This is a genomic window from Pantoea sp. Ft-CA_14 (assembly GCF_024520875.1).
Taxonomy (GTDB): Bacteria; Pseudomonadota; Gammaproteobacteria; order Enterobacterales; family Enterobacteriaceae; genus Pantoea; species Pantoea agglomerans.
Map to the genome: position 1 here is coordinate 126,551 of NZ_JALNPM010000001.1, position 20,984 is coordinate 147,534.

Sequence of the window (20,984 nt, forward strand, 5' to 3'; positions counted from 1 at the left end):
TATGCATCTTCTGAGTAAAAAGTCAGTGTGTAAAGGTGTCCGCCAGCCAAAATTCAATATGATCCTGCGCGAGGAAGTGACAGGAACCGGGTTTGAATCAGAGTGGCAGACACGCTGCCACCCGACAATTATTTGTTTTTCCAGCTGGTAGAGACCGGGTTGGTAACGGTGTTTTTTTCCTGGGTATAGGTGCCGTTCTGCTGCGCAATGGCTTCACCGGTATCCACAATGGCATTCTGAATAAAGACATTCTGCTCGTCACCCCTGATAAAAGTTAACTGATGAAAAGCCGTTTTATTGCCCCAGTCAGCAGAAGGCAGAGAGATAAAACGCACCGTGAAAGTTTCATCATCAAACTTGCCCTGCATGACGTAAACACCGTAGTGGTTTTCGCCCTGAGAAATGATTTTATAGGTACCGTTGTCGTAATAATAAATCTCAGCATCCGGAAACGGCTTTTTGTCATACATTTTTCGGTAGTGCAGCACCTGTTTGATGGTGGGCTGGCCGAAGCTGACGGTGAGGTTTTTACCATCTGCCGACGTCGTCAGACCTTCAGCGTGAACACTGCTCATCAGCATTAACAGACTTGTAGCGGCCATTGCGGTTGCTTTCACTCTCTTTCTCCTCAGCGGATTATGGGGACAACAAGCGTATAAGACCCCAGAACTTACACGGTGGTGAGTATCTGTTGAAGAGGCAGATAACACATTATTACACAATGTTATAATCACGCCCTGTAACCTGGCGACTTGAGCCGTAGTTGACCGGGTTGCCAGGTATCGAAAGCGCTCGGATGCAGAAGGAAGCGGTTATCGCATTGAAAATAAAAAATAAACGCCAGGCTGACGTTTAAAGTTCGCCAGTGACGCTTAATGCCGCAACGCGGTGGAAAGCTGTTTAACTGCTTAAACGAATATCGGTCTGCTGCCGGCCGCTATAACAAAACGGCGCAGACCGATCTTTCGCTGGCAAATCCGGGCTGAATCCTGCTCTTTTACAGAAAATCAGGCACTAAGCGCAGACAGCCCAGGGCAAGGGGAACGTTTATTTCAGCGGTTCCGGCAGCGTTACGATCCACAACTCGCTGTCCGACTCCGGTTTCTTCAGCGGCTTCACGCCGATCGTCGTTGCAACCGGCTCACCCTCTACAGTAAGTTCCCCCTTTTCGTTCAGCCGATAATCCTTGCGCTTCTTACCTTCCACCGGATTTTGCATGACCGTTTTCACGCCGAAGTCATTGTCATTGGCGACCGCCAGGGTTTTACTGTCGATAAGCGCCAGTCCTTCGGCCTTCTCCTGCTGCCAGCCGAGTTGACGTAAATCGACCACCAGCGTTTTAGCTGCGAGCTTAATGCCTCGCTGCGCCAGCGCTTTCTCGTCGTCCGACTCCGGATACTCACCAGGCTTATCGAATGCGGCAAGATCGGTAGCCGCACTGAGGTCCACCTTATAGATAAGGTTGCGCATCGCGTCATTTTTATCGCTGCCTTGTTCAATTAAGAGGATATGCTGATTATCGAGCGCCACGATATCGCCAATTTTGGCGTCGCTGTTTTTACTATAAGCCTCGCTGTCGATAGGGTATCCATACATCGCGGTTTTCCCGGTCGCCGGATCGAAGCTCACCAGGCGGGTAAAGCGCGCCTGCTTTTTACTTTTACCGTTGATATCCAGCGTACTCTGCACCGCGGCGATGATGCGCCCGTCCGGCATACGGGTAAGCCCTTCAAAACCACGATTAGGCTGACGCCACTTAAGAATATTAGGCAGTCCGCCCGCAATGGATTTTTCCCCTTCAATAGCCTGCGGCCCGTGAATCGCCAGAATCTTGCCGCGTTGATCAACGTTAATCAGAAACGGGCCATATTCGTCGCACAACCAGTACCCGCCCTTCCCGTCCGGCGTAATGCCTTCCGTATCCAGACCACGGTTATCGCCCTTCAGCACCTTCAGTGTGTCGCTTAACGCGACTTCATTGGTTGAGCCGATGACACCATCCTGTAGCGGCAATCCGTTAATATTGCCCTTGTCGTCATGTAGTGGTCTGGCATCCGTGGCTTCTGCTTTGCCGTTCTGCACCTGAATATTCATCAGCAGCGGAGCGAAGTCTGGCGTGACGAAAATTTTTGACTCATGTTTGCCCACATCGGGTGAGTCGGCATTTGGCCCACGATCGGTGACGGTCGCGAAGGTGAGCGCATCCCCCTGCTTACCGGTAAAGAGCAAACCGGAGCCGATTCCCACCGGCAAACCATCCGGAAACGCGCTGGCGAACGCGCCGCTGTAGCTCACGCGCGTACCTTCCGGAAAACTGACGATATAGTGCTCAGCCTGAGGTTGCGCCGCAAGACCAGAAAACGAGAGCGCACAACTGATAACCAAAGAAATCGTTTTTATTTTCATAATATTAAATCCATGAGAGAAAGCTGACAGCGTAAAGAACATAAATGACAGGAAAATGATATTTGCGGTAAAAACGGACAGCTAACAGGTTGATTTTGCCACCGTTAAGGCGCCGGCTGGTGAGGTGGTGAACGTAGAGTGAACGTTGCCTTGTGCGCAACGCTGCCTGCTCAGTGCCAGGAGCTGACATTGGCAGAAAAATGATTGTTATTCATCACCATATTGCTATCGTTATGCACTTCCGGATGTGAACCACAGTTGAGAAAGCTTGCGGGCTACTCACTTTTCAAAAAAAGGATTTGATATGTTTATGCGCCGTGCTTCTCTGTTTTTAATGTCAATGATGGCTATATCGCAGGCCCATGCTGCTAACCTGCGGGCTGCCGATGTAATCACCTTTGATGTTGCCGGGGTAAAAACCGGTATGGATTATGATGAGGCCGTAAAAGCCATGACTGAGCACTTTCATGTGCCAGCATCATCGTTAGACGTTGATAAATACCCGGCTCTAAATGTGGTAACAGGAGATAAGCAGCCACAGTATATTGCTTACGAAAAGAACGGCGTCAAACTGCTTGTACATTTTGAAGGCCGTGTTCCTGCAGATCCGAAACATGCGCTGGCTGTGTCTCAGATTTCTTACGAGCTCCCATACTCCACTGAGAATAAAAATGCCATGGCCAAAGCCGCCGTTGAAAAATATGGTGTCCAGTCAAATGCACCTTATACACCAATGGTTTGGTGTAAAGCGCCCGGAAAAATGGCAACCATGGCATGCGGCCCGGATCCTGAGCAGCCGGTACTGAAATTATCAGGCACATCCCTGGAGATGAATGACCCATCGTGGACAAATGCCCGTATTAAACTGATGGACAGTAAACAAACCCGCACACCTGGTTTCTAAAGTGACTGATGCCGCCAGATGATCTTCTGGCGGCTAAGTGCCAGACGCTGATCATGGTTTTATGACAAAGGCTGAAGAGCAGCAGGTGATATTCAGGCGAGATGATTATCAAACGTGATGCGGGACAGATCTGCACAAAGCCAGCTCAGATAAGCTTTCAGTCCTTATTGAAAATTTTTATACACACAGAGCCTCAGCCACCAGCAGGCTGGCATTTTCTAATGACTTTAATCTGACTCAACGTCTCCCTTCCGCCCATAACAAACCTCTATCAGACACATGATTTCTTAAAGCCCAGGCTGATAAAAGATGACAAGGCCATACTCTCTGCTCTGAGGTGGTGAGTAACTCCCAGAGCCAGTTTGCATAGTGAAATGTGAACCCACTCCGGGAGAATTTTCATAGAGTGAAACTGCGAACTGAACTGATGTTCTGGTTAGAGTAACTCAGAGACAGGCTGTCGTATCTCATCACCAGAACATCCCTGTATTTACCTGAGATAAGCGTTCATCAATGTGTGATGTTTATTGTTCAGGCGATTTTTCTATGCCGCTAGCAGAATTACTTATTCGCATCTGAAGACGAGAAATGTGCCCGGTGATATCTGCCGTTCTTTCTGCTAATCCCCGGATAGCACTGGCGATGACAGAAAACCCACGGCCATGTACACCTGCTCTCGCGGCTTCGATACTGGCGTTCAGTGAAATGAGTTTGATCTGCGCAGCAATAATCCCGTTTTCAGAGACGAGTTCGGCAATTTCTTTTGCGGTTTCGGCGGTCTGAATGTTTCGCCTGACTTCGCTTTCCTCATGTCTGCCACGGTCTTTACGGCCCTGAATATCAATAAGCGCACCGACGGCACGCAAAGGGGTACCATCAGGTGCACGTTTAGTCTGCCCGCGGGCCTGAAACCACCGGTATTCACCACTCCGCAGTTTAAGACGATATTCAATATCAAAACCGGTTTTACCACTGAAGTCCATCAGGTGGCTGACGAAAGCATCGAGCGCATTCTGTTTGTCATCCGGGTGAAGGCGTGATGCCCAGCTGTCCATCACATCAGGGAACTCTTCAATGGTTTCAAAACCCAGCAGCTTCCTGAACTGCGGTGACCACCAGAATACGTTGTCGGGATTCAGGGGATTTCCGCCAATAATATCCAGATCCCAGAGGCCGTCATTAAGCATTTCGCGCGACAGGTCAAAACGGGTGGAGACAATATCAAACTTGCGGGACTGTGACGTTTCTTCTTCTGTATTCTCTATAACGGCAACCAGACGCGGCGGCGTAAATTCACGACTGTATGATGCACGGATGCAAAACCACTGAAAGGTGTTTGCGCCAGTTTTTATCAGGCAGCGTAACAGCTTTTCATCACCGCTATGTTTGAGTGTATGACTTATCAAACCTTTGAACGCTTCCCGGAAATCCGCATGGATCATCTGGATCAGCGAAGAGAGCCCGACCTCCTTCTGCAGAGGCAATCCCATAAGCTGGCGTGCTTCAGGTGAAACAAATGCAGGCGCGTCACTTTTAAGATCGGTCGTCTCAACATACCAATAGCCTTTCTGGCTGAGGTTCATAATACATTTCAGCAGCGTGGCATCACTATGATCCACATCCATCGTTTCATCGATAAATTTCTCAGCGATATCCATCGTTGTCGGCTCTTTGGCGGACTGTTTCCGGAATAAATTCAGCATTATTTCTCCTGGTGAGCATATACAGGCATAAAAATATGCCTGAAAGGGTTATCGGCAGAACTTTCTGGATATTCAGTTAAAGGTCGCTGGTTTGAATTAATACTGTAACAAGATGCTATAGATAGCTCGCCAGCGACAACTACCGGATCTGAGGTGATGGATGAGCCTCACCGCCAGCGGGCTAAATTTATTTTTTTGAAATCATGTGGCGCGAAATTATCTTTGGTCTATGATATCTGGAAAATTTCAGGCCTTATAATCCCGATGCTCTGACTCCCAACGAAATTTACGTTGAAATGTTACTCTTAGTTTTGATACGCGGTTGTGGATTGATACTAGCTGGCTATCGCGGATATTAAATGAGTGGTTTAGCTGTGGCATGTCACTTCTGCTGGCAGGCGAAAACCCGCACATTACTTATTGATATCCATAGGTATACTTCAGAAATTCATAAGAGAAACTGGCTGCTGATCATATTGGATGTATTAAGAGGGTTTAATATTTAACTTAAGCGATATTTTTATGAGATTGGTTTCACTTTGTTTCTGGCTTACCATACCAGATACCATCAGCCTCATGCAGACCCGTGAGTTAAATAAATATGGCATTTTATGTTCATGAAACTTGCCCGCTCACTGACATTATAGCTATGTGTATCGCACTTAATAACCATAGACAATTTAAGGCCTCCGGAAAAACGACGTTTGCAAAAGATTAATTTCCCGCCGCAAACAAAACAGGGTTTTAAAAAAGGTTTTCTATTCCGTTCTCGCTCAGGTCATCAATGCCTTACAGAAATACGTTTCAGGATATTTAAATGAATGAAAAATTGAAAGATGCTGATGCTCGTGCAACTTATCAGCAGCTAATTAAATCGGGCGAGTTTAAACCTTTTTTTCAGCCGATAGTCTCACTTGAGGATCAGCGCGTAGTAGGTTTTGAATTGCTGGCACGGCGTATTTTGCCCGAAGGGCTTATCGTATCTCCGGCTGAGTTCATTCCGGCTATGGAACATCATGGGTTACTCAATGAGCTGATGACAAGTCTGGCCGCTCAGGGATTCATGACAGCGAGCACCTGGCCAGAACACCAGTTTCTGTCTTTAAACGTTTCTCCTTCACAACTGAACGGTAAGCACCTTCCCGAAATTTTAAGAAAACTGGCTGAACGTTATCAGTTCAGCCTTTCACGGCTCAGGATTGAAATCACCGAGACAGCATTGATCGATGATATAGAGACGGCTCATGCAGAACTCGAAGCATTGTCTGAAATGGGTTGTATGATTGCTATGGATGACTTTGGCACCGGCTGTTCAAGCCTTGCCTGGCTTATCCAGCTTCCCGCCAGCACGATTAAGATTGATGGCAGTTTTATTCGTTCAATGCTTCAGAAAAAGGATAGCCGGAAAATTATCTCCAGCGTAGTCGGTTTGGGCCGCAGCCTGGATATGGACGTCATTGCTGAGGGTGTTGAAACAGAGGAACAAGCTGAGATGTTGCGGGGTATCGGCTGCGCTTATGCACAAGGCTACTTATTCAGCAGGCCGATCCCGGCTGAAGAAACACATAATTTTCTCACCGCTGGCTCTGGCCGCAAATTTCATAGTCGTGTGGCACGAATGTCTCTTGAGCAGCGCGCGCATCAGATTTCATCGATGTATGCTGCGCCTGACACCTCTATCTGTTTTCTTAGCCCTGAACTGATGATTGTTGACGCAAGTGATACCTTTGCAGCGCGGGTTGGCTGGCCAATGCAGGACATTACCCATCGCCATATTTTTGAAGTGATACCGTCTCAAGCTGAGAAGCTGCTTTGGTTGCAGGATTTCAGGACAAAAGGTCTTCCTTACCCTCCGTTTGAGGTAAAGCTGCCCGGCGGTAGCACCGATTTGGTTATGATTACGCGGGTGGAGGATGAGGCAAAAGATTTACTGGGGTTTTGTGTGTTTGGCTTTAACATTGACCGTCAGAACAACCTTGTTCAGCCTTAGTGCCAGTTTACGACATCAGATGATACTTCCCTGTCGCTAAAATAACCTTAACGGTGCAGGCTTCAGTTTCAGGTTGTTAGCTGAAGATGGGGATAAGTCCGCCTGGTGCCAGAAGCGGACATTACGCATACAGATTTTCAATTATGTATCGGGTAAAGCCAGACAGATAAAACTGCTGTTATTTTAAGGCAAATACAAAATTTAGTCAGTTAGAGTAAAGTGGCGCGCGAGTTTGTCGAAGTGAGATTTGAATTCTGAATATAATGACCTGGTGGCCGGATTTAGCTGACTACGGTGGGGGCAGATAAAGCTCAGAGGATTACTTTCTCCTTTAAAATGCGGAAGAACCGGAACGAGGGCTTTTCGGTCAATGTCTGCATGAACGTCCAGCCAGGACTTGTACCCAATCCCCACTCCCTCAAGAGCAAGCCTGCGTGTGGTTTCGGAGTCATTACAGACAAAACGGCTTTTTACTGATATGGAATGTTTTTTATCCTTATCATAAAAAGACCATGTCCCATAAGGATGACCATTCAGGGTAAACAGAATGCAGTCCCTGCTGGGGACCTCCTCGAGCGAATGCGGTTCTCCATGACGTTCAAGATAATCGGGGGATGCGACCAGGATACGTCTGTTGTAATCAGCCAGTGGCAAGGCGACATAACTCTTGTCCGGAAGAATACCGTAGCGCACAGCAACATCTACAGGGTCCCGGTGTATATCACTCACAGCGTCGGTGAATATAAGCTGTACAGAAATACCGGTATGCTTTTTACAAAACGATGAAATTATCGGTAGAAGTGTACTTCTGCCGATATCGGACGGCATCGAAATCTTTATTAGCCCCTTCAGAACACCTGAATGACTATCAAGGCTTTCTCTACCCGCCTTAATCACCTCAAGCATTTCATTGGCATAGGGAAGATACGTGTTTCCTTCCTTTGTTAATCTTATCGTTCGGGTAGTGCGCACAAAAAGGCTGACGCCGAGCTCTTTTTCCAGTCTCGATATAGCCGCACTGACCTGTGCAGGCAGTAAACCGGCCTCTCTGGCTACACTGGAGAAGCTTTCCAGTTGCGTGGCTCGCACAAACATTCTGACATCCTCAATCCTTAACATTGCGCATACCTTCTTCAACCTTTAACCACGTATAACGAAAAACCACGAGCGGATTTACACTCCTGGAGTGTAAATCTTACTCTATTAAGTCTCTTTTTGTGTAGGAAAGGTTCATTTAAGATTTGCCTGTCAGATAAGCAATCAATACAACTAAATACCCGGAAAGGCGATATGAAAGCAATTGTATATAAAGATAATCAATTACCTATCAGTAACACTGACTCACTTTACGAAACCATTCTTCCAAAACCCGAGCCGGGCAGGTCTGATCTTCTTGTCAGAATTCAGGCAATCGCTGTAAACCCTGTAGATACGAAAGTTCGCCGTAATGTCTCCGTGACAGAACCGCGGGTCCTTGGCTGGGATGCTGCTGGTATCGTGGAGGCTGTTGGTGAAGATGTGACCATGTTCAAACCGGGTGACGAAGTTTACTATGCGGGTTCCATCCTGCGAGCCGGATCATATGCTGAGTATGGGCTGGTTGATGAAAAGATTGCTGGCCCTAAAGCTGCCTCTCTTTCAATGGCCGCTGCGGCAGCGTTACCCCTGACCTCACTCACAGCCTGGGAATTGCTGTTTGATCGCCTTGAAGTAAAAACAGGCATAAACGACGTATTGCTTATTATCGGAGCCGGGGGCGGCGTCGGCTCAATCCTTACTCAGCTTGCCAGTAGTCTGACCCAGCTTACGGTAGTAGGCACCAGCTCTCGCAGCGAAACAGCTGAATGGATTAAGTCACTTGGCGCCCATCATATTATCGACCATACCAAACCGTTTGGTCCGCAGCTGAAAGCTTTGGGTATTTCGGACGTGCGTTATGTAGCCAGCCTGACGCACACCGATACGCATTATGAACAGATAATCGACGTAATGGCTCCTCAGGGCAGACTCGCTGTCATTGATGATCCTGATATGCTTGATGCCATGCCACTTAAAAACAAATCAATCTCCCTCCACTGGGAGCTGATGTTTACCCGCTCCATGTTCAATACAGCCGATATGCAGCGTCAGAATGAAATATTGTCGGATGTAAGTAATCTTCTGGATAAAGGCATTATCAGCTCAACGCTGGGCGAACATTATGGAACTATCAACGCTGAAAATTTACGCAGGGCTCATGCAGTTATTGAGGCTGGAACAGCAAAAGGGAAAATTGTACTGGAAGGATTCTAACTGAATTAAAGATTAAAAAAAGAATTTAACCTTAACTATTTAAGGTTAAAAAAACTGACTGAGATTTTCTGCCGGGCAGAAAAATTTAGTTAACCGTACCATGCAAACCATAAAGGTAAAAAATGTTATATCTGGTCTTTAGTGGAAAAATTAAAGAGAATAAAGTTACTGAGTTTTATGAAAAAGTAGCGAAAGTCAGCCAGGATGCGACGCTTCAGCAGGATAAACCCGTTGTCTATCAGTGGCATAAAAACGTTCACGACCCCAGATTGTTCTTCCTGAATGAACAGTGGAAAAGCGTGGAAGACTTACATGCTCACTTCGAAACTCTGTACAAGATTTTTGGAGCAGCTAAGCCAACTGAACGACTGCCTGCTGCAATTCTGGAGTATCTTGATGAAGCAAGTGTAGCCTATTACGATCCTGTTTCTTGATAAAAAAGCCCCTCTATGAGGGGCATTCAATCCATTATTTAAATCTACAGAATATATGTTACGGGAGTTATGGTTTGCTACTGAATAAAAAAATAGTACTCACTAGCGTTATTTTACTCAGCTGCTTCTGCGCGGCCACTTCGGCCGGACAGTCGGATCTGGCAAAAAAAAACATTCAGCTTACGAGAGATAAATCTACAGGCAAAGCAGAAGTAGTCGCAACGTTTTGGCATGCTATGCCTACAGGCGTGACGGTGACCGAAACCGGCCGTATTTTTGTAAGTTTTCCGCGATGGGGAGATGATGTCCCTTTTACTGTCGCAGAGATTAACAGAGGGGCCGTTGTTCCTTATCCGAATTCGGTTATCAATATCGCGGATATAAATAACCCTGGTAAAAGCTTTCTGAGCGTTCAAAGCGTTGTTGCTGATGGCAGAGGAAAACTCTGGGTGTTAGACACAGCATCGCCAGGGTTCTCAAAACCTATTGCTGGCGGAGCTAAACTTGTTGCAATTGACCTGAACACAAACAAAGTCGTTAAAACCATCGTTTTATCTGAAAACGTTGTGTTACCAGCAACCTATGTTAACGACGTTCGCATTGATTATCGCGCTGGTAAATCCGGTATAGCCTACATCACCGACTCATCGCTTTCCGGAACGGGTGGCATCATAGTAGTTGATCTTTACTCAGGAAGCGCGGTACGTCGTCTGACCGGCGATCTAACCACTTCTCCTGAGAAAGGTTTTGTGCCTGTTGTTGAAGGTGAAACCCTTTTACAACGTCATCCTGACGGTTCAACCACTCCTTTTAGCGTTGCATCTGACGGTATTGCATTGTCTTCAGACGGTAAAACACTTTATTACAGCCCTCTGGCAGGGCGTCACCTGTATTCGGTGGACACAGCGAAACTTAGGGATCCGGATATCAGTGAGAAGGAGCTGTCTGCTTCTGTCAGGGATTTGGGCGAAAAAGGTGCCTCCGATGGTCTTGAATCCGATGCCGCAGGAAATATCTACGCTGGTGATTATGAGCGAAACTCAGTCAGAAAAATGGATAAAAATGGAGTATGGTCAACTATTGTTCATGGGCCTGATATTTTATGGCCGGACACACTTTCTGTCGGCCATGATGGCTATCTGTATTTTATTGTAAATCAGCTGCATCGCCAGCCGGTGTTTCATATGAATAAAGATATGCGCCAGAAACCCTATGCACTTATGCGTGTAAAAATAGATGAAAAGCCGATCATTACCAGATAAAATCGAAATAAAATATCCAGAAAACCAGCAACTTCCATTGCCATGGACCTGTATCTGGCTTGTCAAATTAAACGTTAATTAATCATATTAATGGAATATTTATGAAAAAACTGATTCTTGCTTCACTGCTCCTCTGGCCAGTATCTCAGGTCTGGGCAGCAGACTGTGACAATGCAAATACCCAGCTTGAAATGAACCAGTGCGCAAGTGCAGATTACAAGAAAGCTGATAAGGAATTGAATTCAACCTACCAGCAGGTACTGAAATCCACCGCTGGAGAACAGACAGCACTTTTTCGGAAAGCCCAGAGAAAATGGATCGAATATCGTGATGCTGATTGTCAGTCTCAGACTTTTGCATCGCGTGACGGTTCCATTAGCTCAATGAATTTCGGGCTATGCCTCAAGGCAAAAACCGAACAACGTACCAAAGAACTGAAAGACATGCTTAACTGTCCTGAAGGTGATGTGAGCTGTCCGTTATGAAAAAATTCGCACTGTTCATTGAGTGATATTCGAATTCGACCCGGACAGGGTTAGTGCAATTATGAGTTCCTGTCTTGAAAGTTATGTCCGCTTTCGCTCTGGCGGACATATTAAACCTTTAGCGTGTCTGCTTCGTCCCAGATGCAAAAATCAGAACATTGCATAACCAGAAAACCGCGCGCGAGCCTCAGAAGTTTGCGGTTCTGGAGCTATAAAAACTTTACACTTAATGGTCTTTAGGCGATTATTAATTCTCTATTAACCACGCTTGTATGACAAGCGCGACTGAGGAAGACTACAAGGAAGGAGTAATTATTTCTTTGAAAAAATCGCATTGACTATTTTTGCGCACCTATTAATAATTAATAAAATTAACAGATTTGATGGATTATCATGACTAACTCATCTTTTAACAGGCCCGGTGCTATTGCACTTATGCAATTTGATGATGGCAGAACTATCGAGTTCATAATGGGTGTTGAAGATATACTGACGGGTGTGGCTATCAATAAAAATAGCATATTCGATCTTGCTTCAGTATCAAAGCAGTTTACAGCATTCAGCATTCTTCTCCTGGAGAAATACGGATTACTGCATTTAAATGACTATCTCCTCGATTTCATTCCAGAAGTTAAACTCTCCCAAAACAATATAACACTTGAGAACTTAATTTATCACACCTCTGGACTTCCTTGTCTTTTTGATATCGCTGAAGATAATGGCATTGATTATTATTCAACATTTAAAAATGAGGATATAATTAAAGGAATTAGCAAAAGGAAAAATTTAAATTTCTATCCCGGAACCAGGTACGAGTATAGTAACACTGGATATATTTTACTTGCCCAAATAGTTGAAAAGGTCTCAGGATTAAGCTATCCGGATTTTGTTAAACGGGAAATATTTTTACCCCTGGATATGCATGATTCCTTTGTTTCTGATGGAGTCTCTATGGAGAAGGAATCTGTAAGCGGATATCAAGAAAAAGATAACAATATATTTTTTCCTGTTCGCAGCCCATGGGGCGTTACCGGAGCAGGCCTTGTGCACTCATCCGCTAATGATTTAATGAAATGGGGCCTGAACTTTTCTTCGGGCCTGGTCGGAGGAAAGGAGTTAATAAGAAAAATGCTTACCCCACTCCCCCTGATTACTGACACCAACATTATGATTGAAGATCATATTTCATACTGCTTTGGCATTGAACTGGACGAGGATAAATCAGGAAAATTTTATTGTCATCAGGGTTCTACATTTGGAAGAGAAACATATTTTGTGCGCTCACAGGAAGCAGCCTATACTCTGGCAGTATTATCAAACATAGAAGGTTATGATGTCTGTTCAATGGCCGTAAGATTGTTTAATGGCATGACTTCAATAACCACATAAAAAATCCTTTCCTTATTTGGCACAATGATAAGGGCATAAGCAGGATGTCCGCTTTTCGCTCATAGCGGACGTGCTCATATAACATTTGCATTTTTGATACTAAGCCACATGAGACATCTACTATTCGCTGACAAGAGTGAATATTTTCTCTTCCAGGCGTTTTGCACTGTCAAAATCGTGGGCGAACTGGGTAATTGTTGGTTTACGTTTACATAGTTCGCGCATTCTGCGCGTTGAGTCATGATGTAACGTTGCATCAACTGCAACACCATCAATGCGGCCTTCCAGCATATAGCTTTCCCGGTATGAAGCATCCCCGGCAATCATTATATAGTGAGAGCCAGCATCGACCACTACGGACTGGTGCCCAAGAGTATGTCCCGGGGTTGGAACGATTCTCACCGCGCCGTCTTTCGTTACCGCCATGCTTCTGTCAAAGCTTTCAAACGGACCGTCATCATGGGTAGTGATGGTCGGTTTAAGCCATTTGGGGTAATGCATGTTAAGGAAACCCTGCACTGGCCCATTCCATGCAAGGGCGTCATGCGCCTCTTTTTTGCTCAGGATTATCTCGCTACCAGGAAAATGCCCGATCCCTCCAGCATGATCGCCGTGCATATGCGTCATTATTACCCATCTCACATCCCGGGGATTAAATCCCAGGGACTGAATTCTCGCGTTAACTTCTTCTTCAGGTTTGACCCACCTTCTCTCACATCTCTGCATAAATGGGTGCCACCAGGGTTGATAGCCAGGATCATTCGCATGTGAGCTTTCACCAGTATCCACTAAGATAAGCCCTTCCGGGTGTTCAATAAGCCAGCATCCAATCGGGAGACGAGGACTCCACTCTTTGTCTATCAGAATATCTACAACCCGGGCAGGACGAGCCTCGTAACGTGCGAGTTGATGACGGTATTTAATCTGAACATCTCCGGTTTGCAGGCAGTGTATTTTCATGTCATCCTCTTAAAGCAACAGGTGTTGCGTTAAATCTTAGGCTTTGATCGCGATGAGAGCAACAACTAAAGAAAATGAATCACTCGACGCAGTAACAGAGAGAACAGGTGGGCGTAGTGCAAAAGTCAGAGAGGCAGTGCTGCAGGCTGCCAGACAAGTACTGCTGGAAGAAGGAGCAAATGCCTTAACGCACCGCAACGTGGCGCAAATTGCCGGGGTAAATGCTTCGACGGTCTATCGCCGGTGGCCTGACAGAGCAAGACTAATTGCCGAGGTATTCAGAACTACCGCTGAAAGCATGATTACAATTCCAGATAGTGGCAGCCTGCATTCTGATTTGTACGAATTTTTAAAGATGATAACCAGTATGCTTTCTTCATCAGAGGGAAGGAAATTGATACAAGCCGCGATCAGCGCCAGCTCGTCAGGTGATGAGATGGTTGATACTGCGATTCGGGATGTCTGGGAGCAAAGGTTTCAGCAGGCCGAGGTGATGTTTGAACAGGCAGTCCTTCGTGGCGAAGCTGGCTATAAGGGACAACGCAGAATCATACTTGAGACGCTGATTGCACCTGTCTGGTTCAGAATTTTGATTACTCAGCAGCCTGTGGATGAGAAATATCTGGCTGCCAACATCAACCGAATTTTAAAGCAGATGTCATGAAACCGAGTTCTATTAAGGCTCAACCCCCTGGGTGTCTTAATTGTCTTTTTTCAAAGACACACTTTCTGAGATCTGAGAGCGGATGGAAGTCCGCTCCTCACTCATAGCGGAAAGTCCCTCAGTGGCTGGCGGTCAGGTGCCAGAATTGCCTGAAGCTGCTCAATACTTTCCAGCGGCTAACGACCATGTTTGCCTTATTTTTTCAGGTTATTCGTGTACGCACCGGCAGCAGCGTCATGTGTCTGGCCTGCCGGGGGATTCCACTGAAAACCTGTCTTTGCCTCGATACCCGGGCGTAGCCGTTGCTCGTCGCTGTAATCTTCCCGCGGATGAAAGAACAATGACGCTTTCTGCTCAATGTGCCGCAACCGGGTAGCCCACTGCTCCAGACAGGCCTCTATGTTTTCCTGCGACGTATTATCTGCCATCCACGCCATAAAATTGTCTTTACAGTCCCGTTAAACGACTGCGATTCCGGGTGGGCAAAAACGATTAGAACTTTCAAGGATTTCTCTTCTTTGACCGACGACGACGCGCAGCAGACCGGTCCATCTTAGTGATTAACCACGGCCAACCGCTGACAATAACGATTCCACTCAGGATAAGCAGCGTGCCCCAGATGAAGCCAGGCTGAGGCTGCTCGTCGAGAAACAGCATTCCCGCAAGGACACCGAAAATCGGCGTCATAAACGACAATACGCCGAGCTGTGAGGCCAGATAGGTTTTCATCAGGCTGAACCAGGTCAGGTAGCTGGCAAACCCGACAATAAAAATCTGGAAAAGCAGGCTCAGGCTTCCGGTGACTCCAGGCCTGAAATGAAGCTGTCCGCTGAATAATGCGTACAGAAAGAGTAAAACGCAGGCACCTGCGAGCTGATAAAACAGTGTATGTGTTGCCGGTGTCTGGCTCAGCGCAGTACAGCGCACCACGACAGTGGTAGCTCCCCATGCCAGTCCAGCCAGCAGGCCCATCACATCTCCAGTCAGCATTCTCACTGTGTCGCCGGTGCTGCTGCTCCCGGACAGGAATGCCACCGCAATCCCAATGAACGCGACAACGATGCCTCCCCATTGTGCAGGCATGAGCCGCTCATCAGGATGAAAAAGCTGCAGACCGACAGCGGCAAAGGCAGGCGCAGTGTAGAGAAAAACCGCCATATGGGAGGCAGAGGTATAGCGGAGCCCCTCAGCAACAAACAGGAACTCCAGTGCAAACAGCAGCCCGACCACACATCCAGCCATCAGATAAGGGCGGGACTGACGCAGCGACTCTTTTTTGCAGGTCATTACGACCAGCACAAGCAGAGCGGCAATGCCGGAGCGGAGAGCTACCTGTAACACGGGCGAAATTTCTTCTGCCACGCCTTTGATAGCGACCTGCTGTACTCCCCATATGATGCAGAGCACCGTCATTATTGCGCTTGCGCGCAGATCCGCATTTTTTCGCCTGAACGTCATCTCTGCCCCCTGAAAAAATTCAGTATGGCAGTGACGTGGATAGAGCATATAGTGTGAAAAGGACATCCTGTAGTGTAAAACAGCAGGAAAATACAGGAATCAATCGGGTTCAGTCATGCTAAACAAAAAGCTTATTTCTCCCCCCTTCACACATGAACTACCCGGCCCGGCATGGTTCAGGGTAGCTGACATGCCCGCCGGGGCTACCTATCCCGTGCACTCGCACCCCTGGGGTGAGTTTGTCTTTTCCTTCAGCGGAGTTATGGAAGTCAGGCTGGAAGGCGATCACCTCACTGCCCCGGCTAACTATGGTAACTGGCTGCCGCCGGGCGTCGTACATGAAGGGCTGAACCGCTACTCTGCTACCCACTGTTCACTTTACCTGATGCCTGAACTCTGCCTGGGCATGCCTGAAGTGCCCTGCACACTGCAGGTAAATCCTCTTACGATTGCCCTGCTTGAACATCTCCGGCTGCATCCTCTTCTGTCGCCGCTTTCTGAGGAAAATCATCGGCTCCTCGACGTGCTCCGTGACCAGTTGAAAAGCGCACAGCGCTATAAAAATTTTCTGCCCTACACTGATGATCCACTGCTCAAGGGGATTCTGGAAAAACTCGAAAAAAATCTGGCGGATGATACGCCGCTGGCAGAACTGGCTTCTTCATCAGGGACGACAATAAGAACGCTTAACCGGAAATGTCAGGAGGCACTGGGTATGCCGCTGAACGAGTGGCGTCAGCGGATGCGTGTGGTAAAAGCCATGCACCTGCTGGAAAAAGGTGGAAAAGTGGAAAGTGTAGCCTTCGAAGTCGGCTATAACAGCGCGTCGTCGTTTATTGCCATGTTTCAAAGGCAGACGGGGATTACACCCGGGCAGGCGATATGTTCACGATCCTCCTTTTGAATGCAGCGTTGTTGCTTGTGAGAAAATAACGGACCCTGATTCGGGTGATGTAATGATATGGGTGCTTCTATTTGCGCTCACACCAGATGCAACATCCTTGTTGTTTGTCTGCTTAGTGCCAGACGCGGATATTTATTACAACGCGTTGTATTCATCAACTAATTGCAGCCACTTCACTTTCAATCTTTATGCATCAGCCGGGTCAGCATCTCGCAGAAGGCTTCGCTTGCTGGGTTAACGCGGTATTTGTTCAGGCGTAGCAGGCAATCAACCGAAGGCAGAGGCATCAATTTCTCAAGTTCAGACACGCTACAAATCGCTTTATCAAGGCTGTATTGATTGAGTATTCCCACACCTAGCCCGGTGGTTATCGCCGCAAGCATACCTGCTACTGAAGGACACTCCAGCATCACAGCAAATGGGATATTTGCCTGCCGAAGTTTCTCCTCAGCCAGGTTACGATAATAGCAATCCGGTCCCCAGGTAATAAGCTTCAGGCTCTTATCCGAGTCATGTCGCCAGGCAGGCGTTGCGTACCAGTATAAATTTTCACTCCACAATACCGTATCTTCCATCGATGCCGTGCCCGTGAAATCCTGATGTAAAATGATCTCCAGACTTCCTTCAGAAAAATGCTGACGCAGGAGATGACTTTGCTCCACCACCAGTTGTATATCCACCTCTGGATGGTGGTGAGTGAAGGTTGAAATCACCCCGCATATTTCAGTCATTGAGATGTGTTCAGTGACCCCGATTCGCAGCTTGCCACGCAGCGCCGAAGGCGAAAAATAGGCTACGGCATGATCGTGTTCAGTGAGTATTTTTTCCGCATGTTGCAGCAGAACGCTGCCCTTTTCTGTCGGAACAGCTTTTCCGGCGATGCGCGTTAATAGCTGGCATTGAAGTTGATCCTCAAGCCGTCTGAGCTTCCAGCTTACAGCGGACTGGCTCAGGTTGAGGAGTAATGCGGCCTTACTCATATTGCCCGTTTGCAGCACGGTCCGGAACACTCTGAGTGAGTCAACGGAGAGTCGTTTATTCATTTTTGTATGACAAAAGTAGGATTACAGCGGGAAATAATGTCACTGGTGTCATATTCAGTCAACGGATAGCCTGACTGAAACAAACACAACGGAGAAAGCCGATGCCCGCTAATAACCCATTACTGAATGACGACGTTCTGATAAATGGTTGTCGCATTGCGACCGGAGTCCATGGTTCAGGAACACCTCTGGTGCTGGTTCATGGCACGCCCGCACACTCAGTAATCTGGCAGTCACTGGTGCCAGTATTTGTCGATGCGGGTTTTCATGTTCATCTGTATGACCTGACTGGGTTTGGCGCGTCAGAGCGCCCTTTGACGGCTGATACCTCGGTTGCCGCTCAAGTCGGTTTTCTGCTGAAACTGCTTGAACACTGGCAGCTCAAAAAAACAGATCTTTTTGGTCACGATATAGGCGGGGCCATTTCACTCAGACTGGCTTTCGACAACCCATCCCTTCTGAAGACGCTTACGATTGCGGATATTCCGAGCTACGATTCCTGGCCTTCGCCCACATGGAAAGATATGCGGGATCACTATGCGGATTATGCGCTGATCCCCGCCACTGAGCATTACCGCGCGATGTGTCGCCAGTTAAAGATGGCTGTTTTTAATAAGGATCGTATGACAGAGCAGCGGCTGGAAAATTATCTTGCACCGCTTTGTGGTGTGGTAGCGCAACCTTCATTTTATCAGCATCAGGTTGCGCACTATAATGAGTGTTACACCAGTGACTTTGCAGAAAAATTGCCGCAACTCCGGCTGCCAGTACAGATTTTATGGGGCGCCGAAGATGAATGGCAACCCGTTGAGTATGCAAGGCGTTTGCAGCGCGACATCGTCTCTTCCACGCTGCATATCTTTGAACAGGCCGGACACTTTTTAATGGAAGATGCCCCCTTGCCAGTCGCCGCACAGGTAATTGATTTTGTTAATCAACATAATATGAGGTAGAGCCATGATCCTGATCGGAATGCTGGATTCACCCTATGTCAGACGGGTTGCTATTTACATGAAAGTATTGGGTATTCAATTCGAGCATCGCCCGCTTTCGGTATTCGGCGATTTTGATGCCTTAACGAAAATTAATCCGGCCGTTAAAGTGCCAACGCTTATCACAGATGATAATCAGGTGCTGATCGATTCCACACTAATCATTCATTACCTTGAGAAATATTGCGGTCATTCGCCTGCACCTACATCAGCGTCCGGCGTGGAAGAGTTCCGGGATCTGCATCTTACCGGCTTCGCCCTGGCCGCCTGCGAAAAAGCGGTGCAGATTGTGTACGAACAGCGTCTCAGGCCGGAAGAAAAACAGCATCAGCCCTGGGTGGATCGCGTAACTCAACAATTGCATGGTGCCTGGCAGACGCTGGAGAACGGGCTGCGGAAAAGTCATCCTGACATGCTGTCCGTGGCCGGTATCAGCATCGCAGTGGCCTGGAGTTTTACAGAATTGATGCTGCCGGATACCGTCAGCCGTACGCTGTATCCGGAAGCAAACGGCTTTACATTGCTGGCCGAACAGCGACCGGAATTTCTGGCAACGCCTTTACGTTAGAGAGAGTGTGTTGCGCCTCACTGATGCAGTATCTGTGTAAGTGAAACACTACTGCATCAGAATCAGCGCGTTGCAAAAAGCGAATATATGGACGCCAGTTGAATATCCATAAAAAGACTAACAACCCTTCATTCCAGATAAAGTACACAAAACGTTTACTTCTGCTTTTGCTCATAATTGGCTGGGTAATACGCACATTTCTGCCTGGTGCCAGAAGCGGACGTCAGTTCCAGTTAAAAGTCCGCCTGATTTGTGCTTAGGGAAAAATTTTGCATTCCTCAATAATACTTACCCCACCAGTCCGGACATTTCCTCCTGAAATAGATCTCTCTATTACACTGGAAGGTAATACTTCGTTTATGAGGCTTCCAGGATGGTGCAGAAACCGGACAGGCGCCGCACTTTAAATAAAGAAAAAATGTGGCAGGATCAAAAGGATATGGTCAGACAGGCGCTATCAGCAAGTCTTCCATGGTTTGCATTTGTAAATGCCAGTTTTGCTCTGATCATCCTGTTCCGGCATGTTCTTATTCGTGACTTTGACCGGTCGCTAGGCGCTCACACTGAAATACTGCCGTTAATCGATCTCACCGCGGGCGCTATTATCGCTCTGTCACTACTGTTACTCCTTCTTGCTTACCGCCTGCCAGCGCGTTTGATACCGCTAAGCACGGCGCTGTTGCTGATTCTCGGCGTGATGTGGAGCTATTGTAGCTACTGCTTTATTGTCTGGTGGCAGCTGCCTTTTGCCTGGCCTCTCAGTGTCATCCTTATGCTCACCGCGCTGGCTGCGCTTTATTATCATCCTCCCACCTTAATTCTCTTTATCACACCCTTATGGCTCACTGCCCTGCTGGCCAGCGTGCAGCTTAACCAGGGGGTGAATATCCGGTTTTTACTGGTCTGGCTTCCGCTCACCGCTATTCTTATTTATGGTCGCGTTATCCTGCAGCGCTGGTTTGATGAAGCCTGGTTGCGTTATCAGGAGAACCGGATTCTTATCGCCCGGCTCGATGTGCTGGCGCATCAGGATGCGCTGACCGGGACCGCTAACCGGCGTCTGATGGAGAAGTTTCTTGCTGACGCTTCTCGCCAGGCACTGCCGTTTGCGCTGATCATGCTTGATGTGGACTATTTCAAACGCTACAACGATCACTACGGCCATCAGGAAGGAGATACATGCCTGGCGAAAGTGGCCGATATTTTGAAATCATCAGTCCGGACACCCGCGGATCTGGTGGCCCGTTACGGTGGCGAAGAGTTTGTGGTTGTGCTGCCCTCGGCCTCTCTGCATGAAGCTGCGCAGGTTGCTGAACGTATTCAGGTAACCCTGCGTGAAACGGCACTGCCACATGCAGCATCAGCAGTTAGCGAGTCGGTCACTGTCAGCATGGGCATTGCGCTTTCAGGTATGCATGATAAAGCAGAAGGTGTGATTGCCCGCGCGGATGAGGCGCTTTACCGCGCAAAACAGCAGGGACGCAACCGGTGGGAGAAATAAATCCGCTCTCTCAGCGCTAATCACTGGGA

Annotated in this window: 20 protein-coding genes; 12 read left to right on the forward strand and 8 right to left on the reverse strand. The window is 47.6% G+C overall.

Going from position 1 to position 20,984, the window contains the following annotated elements:
• Positions 1–128: 128 nt before the first annotated feature.
• Together NR195_RS00580 and NR195_RS00585 are read right to left on the reverse strand one after the other, a co-directional pair.
• Positions 129–617 (reverse strand): hypothetical protein, encoded by a 489-nt coding sequence (locus tag NR195_RS00580; RefSeq protein WP_010670403.1) that lies wholly within the window; start codon positions 615–617, stop codon positions 129–131.
• Positions 618–1,047: 430 nt separating this feature from the next.
• Positions 1,048–2,406: an esterase-like activity of phytase family protein gene (locus NR195_RS00585; protein ID WP_256843868.1), complete on the reverse strand. Its 1,359-nt coding sequence runs from the start codon at positions 2,404–2,406 to the stop codon at positions 1,048–1,050.
• Between the two features lie 304 nt (positions 2,407–2,710).
• Here NR195_RS00585 and NR195_RS00590 point away from each other — a divergent pair, with 304 nt between their 5' ends.
• Entirely contained in the window at positions 2,711–3,310 is a 600-nt protein-coding gene (locus NR195_RS00590) for a hypothetical protein (protein WP_033768909.1), read from the forward strand.
• Between the two features lie 524 nt (positions 3,311–3,834).
• Here the strand turns inward: NR195_RS00590 and NR195_RS22890 are convergent.
• Positions 3,835–5,013, reverse strand: a complete 1,179-nt coding sequence (locus NR195_RS22890; RefSeq protein WP_010247031.1) for a PAS domain-containing protein — start codon at positions 5,011–5,013, stop codon at positions 3,835–3,837.
• 817 nt (positions 5,014–5,830) lie between these two features.
• Here NR195_RS22890 and NR195_RS00605 point away from each other — a divergent pair.
• Positions 5,831–7,003, forward strand: a complete 1,173-nt coding sequence (locus tag NR195_RS00605) for an EAL domain-containing protein (RefSeq protein WP_163763429.1) — start codon at positions 5,831–5,833, stop codon at positions 7,001–7,003.
• A gap of 201 nt (positions 7,004–7,204) precedes the next feature.
• Here NR195_RS00605 and NR195_RS00610 read toward each other — a convergent pair whose 3' ends face one another.
• A complete protein-coding gene (locus NR195_RS00610; protein WP_256843869.1) occupies positions 7,205–8,122 on the reverse strand; it encodes a LysR family transcriptional regulator in 918 nt (305 codons plus the stop codon).
• 171 nt (positions 8,123–8,293) lie between these two features.
• Between NR195_RS00610 and NR195_RS00615 the strand changes: the two genes are divergently transcribed.
• From NR195_RS00615 to NR195_RS00635, 5 genes are all read left to right on the forward strand, one after another.
• A complete protein-coding gene (locus tag NR195_RS00615; RefSeq protein WP_124890611.1) occupies positions 8,294–9,295 on the forward strand; it encodes a zinc-binding alcohol dehydrogenase family protein in 1,002 nt (333 codons plus the stop codon).
• A gap of 122 nt (positions 9,296–9,417) precedes the next feature.
• A complete protein-coding gene (locus NR195_RS00620) occupies positions 9,418–9,729 on the forward strand; it encodes a putative quinol monooxygenase (RefSeq protein WP_061703181.1) in 312 nt (103 codons plus the stop codon).
• A 74-nt stretch (positions 9,730–9,803) separates the two neighbouring features.
• On the forward strand, positions 9,804–10,991 hold the full coding sequence (locus tag NR195_RS00625) for a major royal jelly family protein (RefSeq protein ID WP_256843870.1): 1,188 nt from the start codon (positions 9,804–9,806) through the stop codon (positions 10,989–10,991).
• A gap of 101 nt (positions 10,992–11,092) precedes the next feature.
• Positions 11,093–11,476 carry a lysozyme inhibitor LprI family protein gene (locus NR195_RS00630; protein WP_256843871.1) on the forward strand — a complete coding sequence of 128 codons (384 nt, stop codon included), beginning with the start codon at positions 11,093–11,095 and terminating at the stop codon, positions 11,474–11,476.
• A gap of 393 nt (positions 11,477–11,869) precedes the next feature.
• The gene (locus NR195_RS00635; RefSeq protein ID WP_256843872.1) at positions 11,870–12,865 is read left to right on the forward strand and encodes a serine hydrolase; all 996 of its coding nucleotides are present in this window, start codon (positions 11,870–11,872) and stop codon (positions 12,863–12,865) included.
• Between the two features lie 120 nt (positions 12,866–12,985).
• Here the strand turns inward: NR195_RS00635 and NR195_RS00640 are convergent, their stop codons facing one another.
• Positions 12,986–13,825, reverse strand: a complete 840-nt coding sequence (locus NR195_RS00640) for an N-acyl homoserine lactonase family protein (RefSeq protein ID WP_033773437.1) — start codon at positions 13,823–13,825, stop codon at positions 12,986–12,988.
• A 52-nt stretch (positions 13,826–13,877) separates the two neighbouring features.
• Here NR195_RS00640 and NR195_RS00645 point away from each other — a divergent pair, with 52 nt between their 5' ends.
• A complete protein-coding gene (locus tag NR195_RS00645) occupies positions 13,878–14,489 on the forward strand; it encodes a TetR/AcrR family transcriptional regulator (RefSeq protein ID WP_256843873.1) in 612 nt (203 codons plus the stop codon).
• Between the two features lie 194 nt (positions 14,490–14,683).
• On the opposite strand, the gene NR195_RS00650 is transcribed toward NR195_RS00645, so the two are convergent.
• Positions 14,684–14,926, reverse strand: a complete 243-nt coding sequence (locus tag NR195_RS00650; RefSeq protein WP_256843874.1) for a hypothetical protein — start codon at positions 14,924–14,926, stop codon at positions 14,684–14,686.
• 64 nt (positions 14,927–14,990) lie between these two features.
• Entirely contained in the window at positions 14,991–15,947 is a 957-nt protein-coding gene (locus NR195_RS00655) for a DMT family transporter (protein WP_256843875.1), read from the reverse strand.
• 115 nt (positions 15,948–16,062) lie between these two features.
• On the opposite strand from NR195_RS00655, the gene NR195_RS00660 reads away from it, so the two are divergent.
• A complete protein-coding gene (locus NR195_RS00660) occupies positions 16,063–16,851 on the forward strand; it encodes a helix-turn-helix domain-containing protein (protein ID WP_256843876.1) in 789 nt (262 codons plus the stop codon).
• 179 nt (positions 16,852–17,030) lie between these two features.
• Here the strand turns inward: NR195_RS00660 and NR195_RS00665 are convergent, their stop codons facing one another.
• Positions 17,031–17,894: a LysR family transcriptional regulator gene (locus NR195_RS00665; protein ID WP_256843877.1), complete on the reverse strand. Its 864-nt coding sequence runs from the start codon at positions 17,892–17,894 to the stop codon at positions 17,031–17,033.
• A 101-nt stretch (positions 17,895–17,995) separates the two neighbouring features.
• Here NR195_RS00665 and NR195_RS00670 point away from each other — a divergent pair, with 101 nt between their 5' ends.
• The 3 genes from NR195_RS00670 (at position 17,996) to NR195_RS00680 (ending at position 20,955) form a co-directional block, all read left to right on the forward strand.
• Positions 17,996–18,847: an alpha/beta fold hydrolase gene (locus NR195_RS00670; protein WP_256843878.1), complete on the forward strand. Its 852-nt coding sequence runs from the start codon at positions 17,996–17,998 to the stop codon at positions 18,845–18,847.
• A gap of 4 nt (positions 18,848–18,851) precedes the next feature.
• Positions 18,852–19,454 carry a glutathione S-transferase gene (locus tag NR195_RS00675; protein WP_256843879.1) on the forward strand — a complete coding sequence of 201 codons (603 nt, stop codon included), beginning with the start codon at positions 18,852–18,854 and terminating at the stop codon, positions 19,452–19,454.
• A gap of 418 nt (positions 19,455–19,872) precedes the next feature.
• Positions 19,873–20,955 (forward strand): membrane-associated sensor domain-containing protein, encoded by a 1,083-nt coding sequence (locus NR195_RS00680; protein ID WP_372340735.1) that lies wholly within the window; start codon positions 19,873–19,875, stop codon positions 20,953–20,955.
• Positions 20,956–20,984 lie beyond the last annotated feature (29 nt).

Bases quoted from the DNA above. Each gene is read 5' to 3' on its own strand.
- NR195_RS00660 (WP_256843876.1), top strand. From the start codon at position 16,063: ATGCTAAACAAAAAGCTTATTTCTCCCCCCTTCACACATGAACTACCC.
- NR195_RS00605 (WP_163763429.1), top strand. From the start codon at position 5,831: ATGAATGAAAAATTGAAAGATGCTGATGCTCGTGCAACTTATCAGCAG.
- NR195_RS00645 (WP_256843873.1), top strand. From the start codon at position 13,878: ATGAGAGCAACAACTAAAGAAAATGAATCACTCGACGCAGTAACAGAG.
- NR195_RS00650 (WP_256843874.1), bottom strand. From the start codon at position 14,926: ATGGCGTGGATGGCAGATAATACGTCGCAGGAAAACATAGAGGCCTGT.
- NR195_RS00620 (WP_061703181.1), top strand. From the start codon at position 9,418: ATGTTATATCTGGTCTTTAGTGGAAAAATTAAAGAGAATAAAGTTACT.
- NR195_RS00675 (WP_256843879.1), top strand. From the start codon at position 18,852: ATGATCCTGATCGGAATGCTGGATTCACCCTATGTCAGACGGGTTGCT.
- NR195_RS00635 (WP_256843872.1), top strand. From the start codon at position 11,870: ATGACTAACTCATCTTTTAACAGGCCCGGTGCTATTGCACTTATGCAA.
- NR195_RS00670 (WP_256843878.1), top strand. From the start codon at position 17,996: ATGCCCGCTAATAACCCATTACTGAATGACGACGTTCTGATAAATGGT.
- NR195_RS00615 (WP_124890611.1), top strand. From the start codon at position 8,294: ATGAAAGCAATTGTATATAAAGATAATCAATTACCTATCAGTAACACT.
- NR195_RS00655 (WP_256843875.1), bottom strand. From the start codon at position 15,947: ATGACGTTCAGGCGAAAAAATGCGGATCTGCGCGCAAGCGCAATAATG.
- NR195_RS22890 (WP_010247031.1), bottom strand. From the start codon at position 5,013: ATGCTGAATTTATTCCGGAAACAGTCCGCCAAAGAGCCGACAACGATG.
- NR195_RS00640 (WP_033773437.1), bottom strand. From the start codon at position 13,825: ATGAAAATACACTGCCTGCAAACCGGAGATGTTCAGATTAAATACCGT.
- NR195_RS00630 (WP_256843871.1), top strand. From the start codon at position 11,093: ATGAAAAAACTGATTCTTGCTTCACTGCTCCTCTGGCCAGTATCTCAG.
- NR195_RS00680 (WP_372340735.1), top strand. From the start codon at position 19,873: ATGTGGCAGGATCAAAAGGATATGGTCAGACAGGCGCTATCAGCAAGT.
- NR195_RS00610 (WP_256843869.1), bottom strand. From the start codon at position 8,122: ATGTTAAGGATTGAGGATGTCAGAATGTTTGTGCGAGCCACGCAACTG.
- NR195_RS00590 (WP_033768909.1), top strand. From the start codon at position 2,711: ATGTTTATGCGCCGTGCTTCTCTGTTTTTAATGTCAATGATGGCTATA.
- NR195_RS00585 (WP_256843868.1), bottom strand. From the start codon at position 2,406: ATGAAAATAAAAACGATTTCTTTGGTTATCAGTTGTGCGCTCTCGTTT.
- NR195_RS00665 (WP_256843877.1), bottom strand. From the start codon at position 17,894: ATGAATAAACGACTCTCCGTTGACTCACTCAGAGTGTTCCGGACCGTG.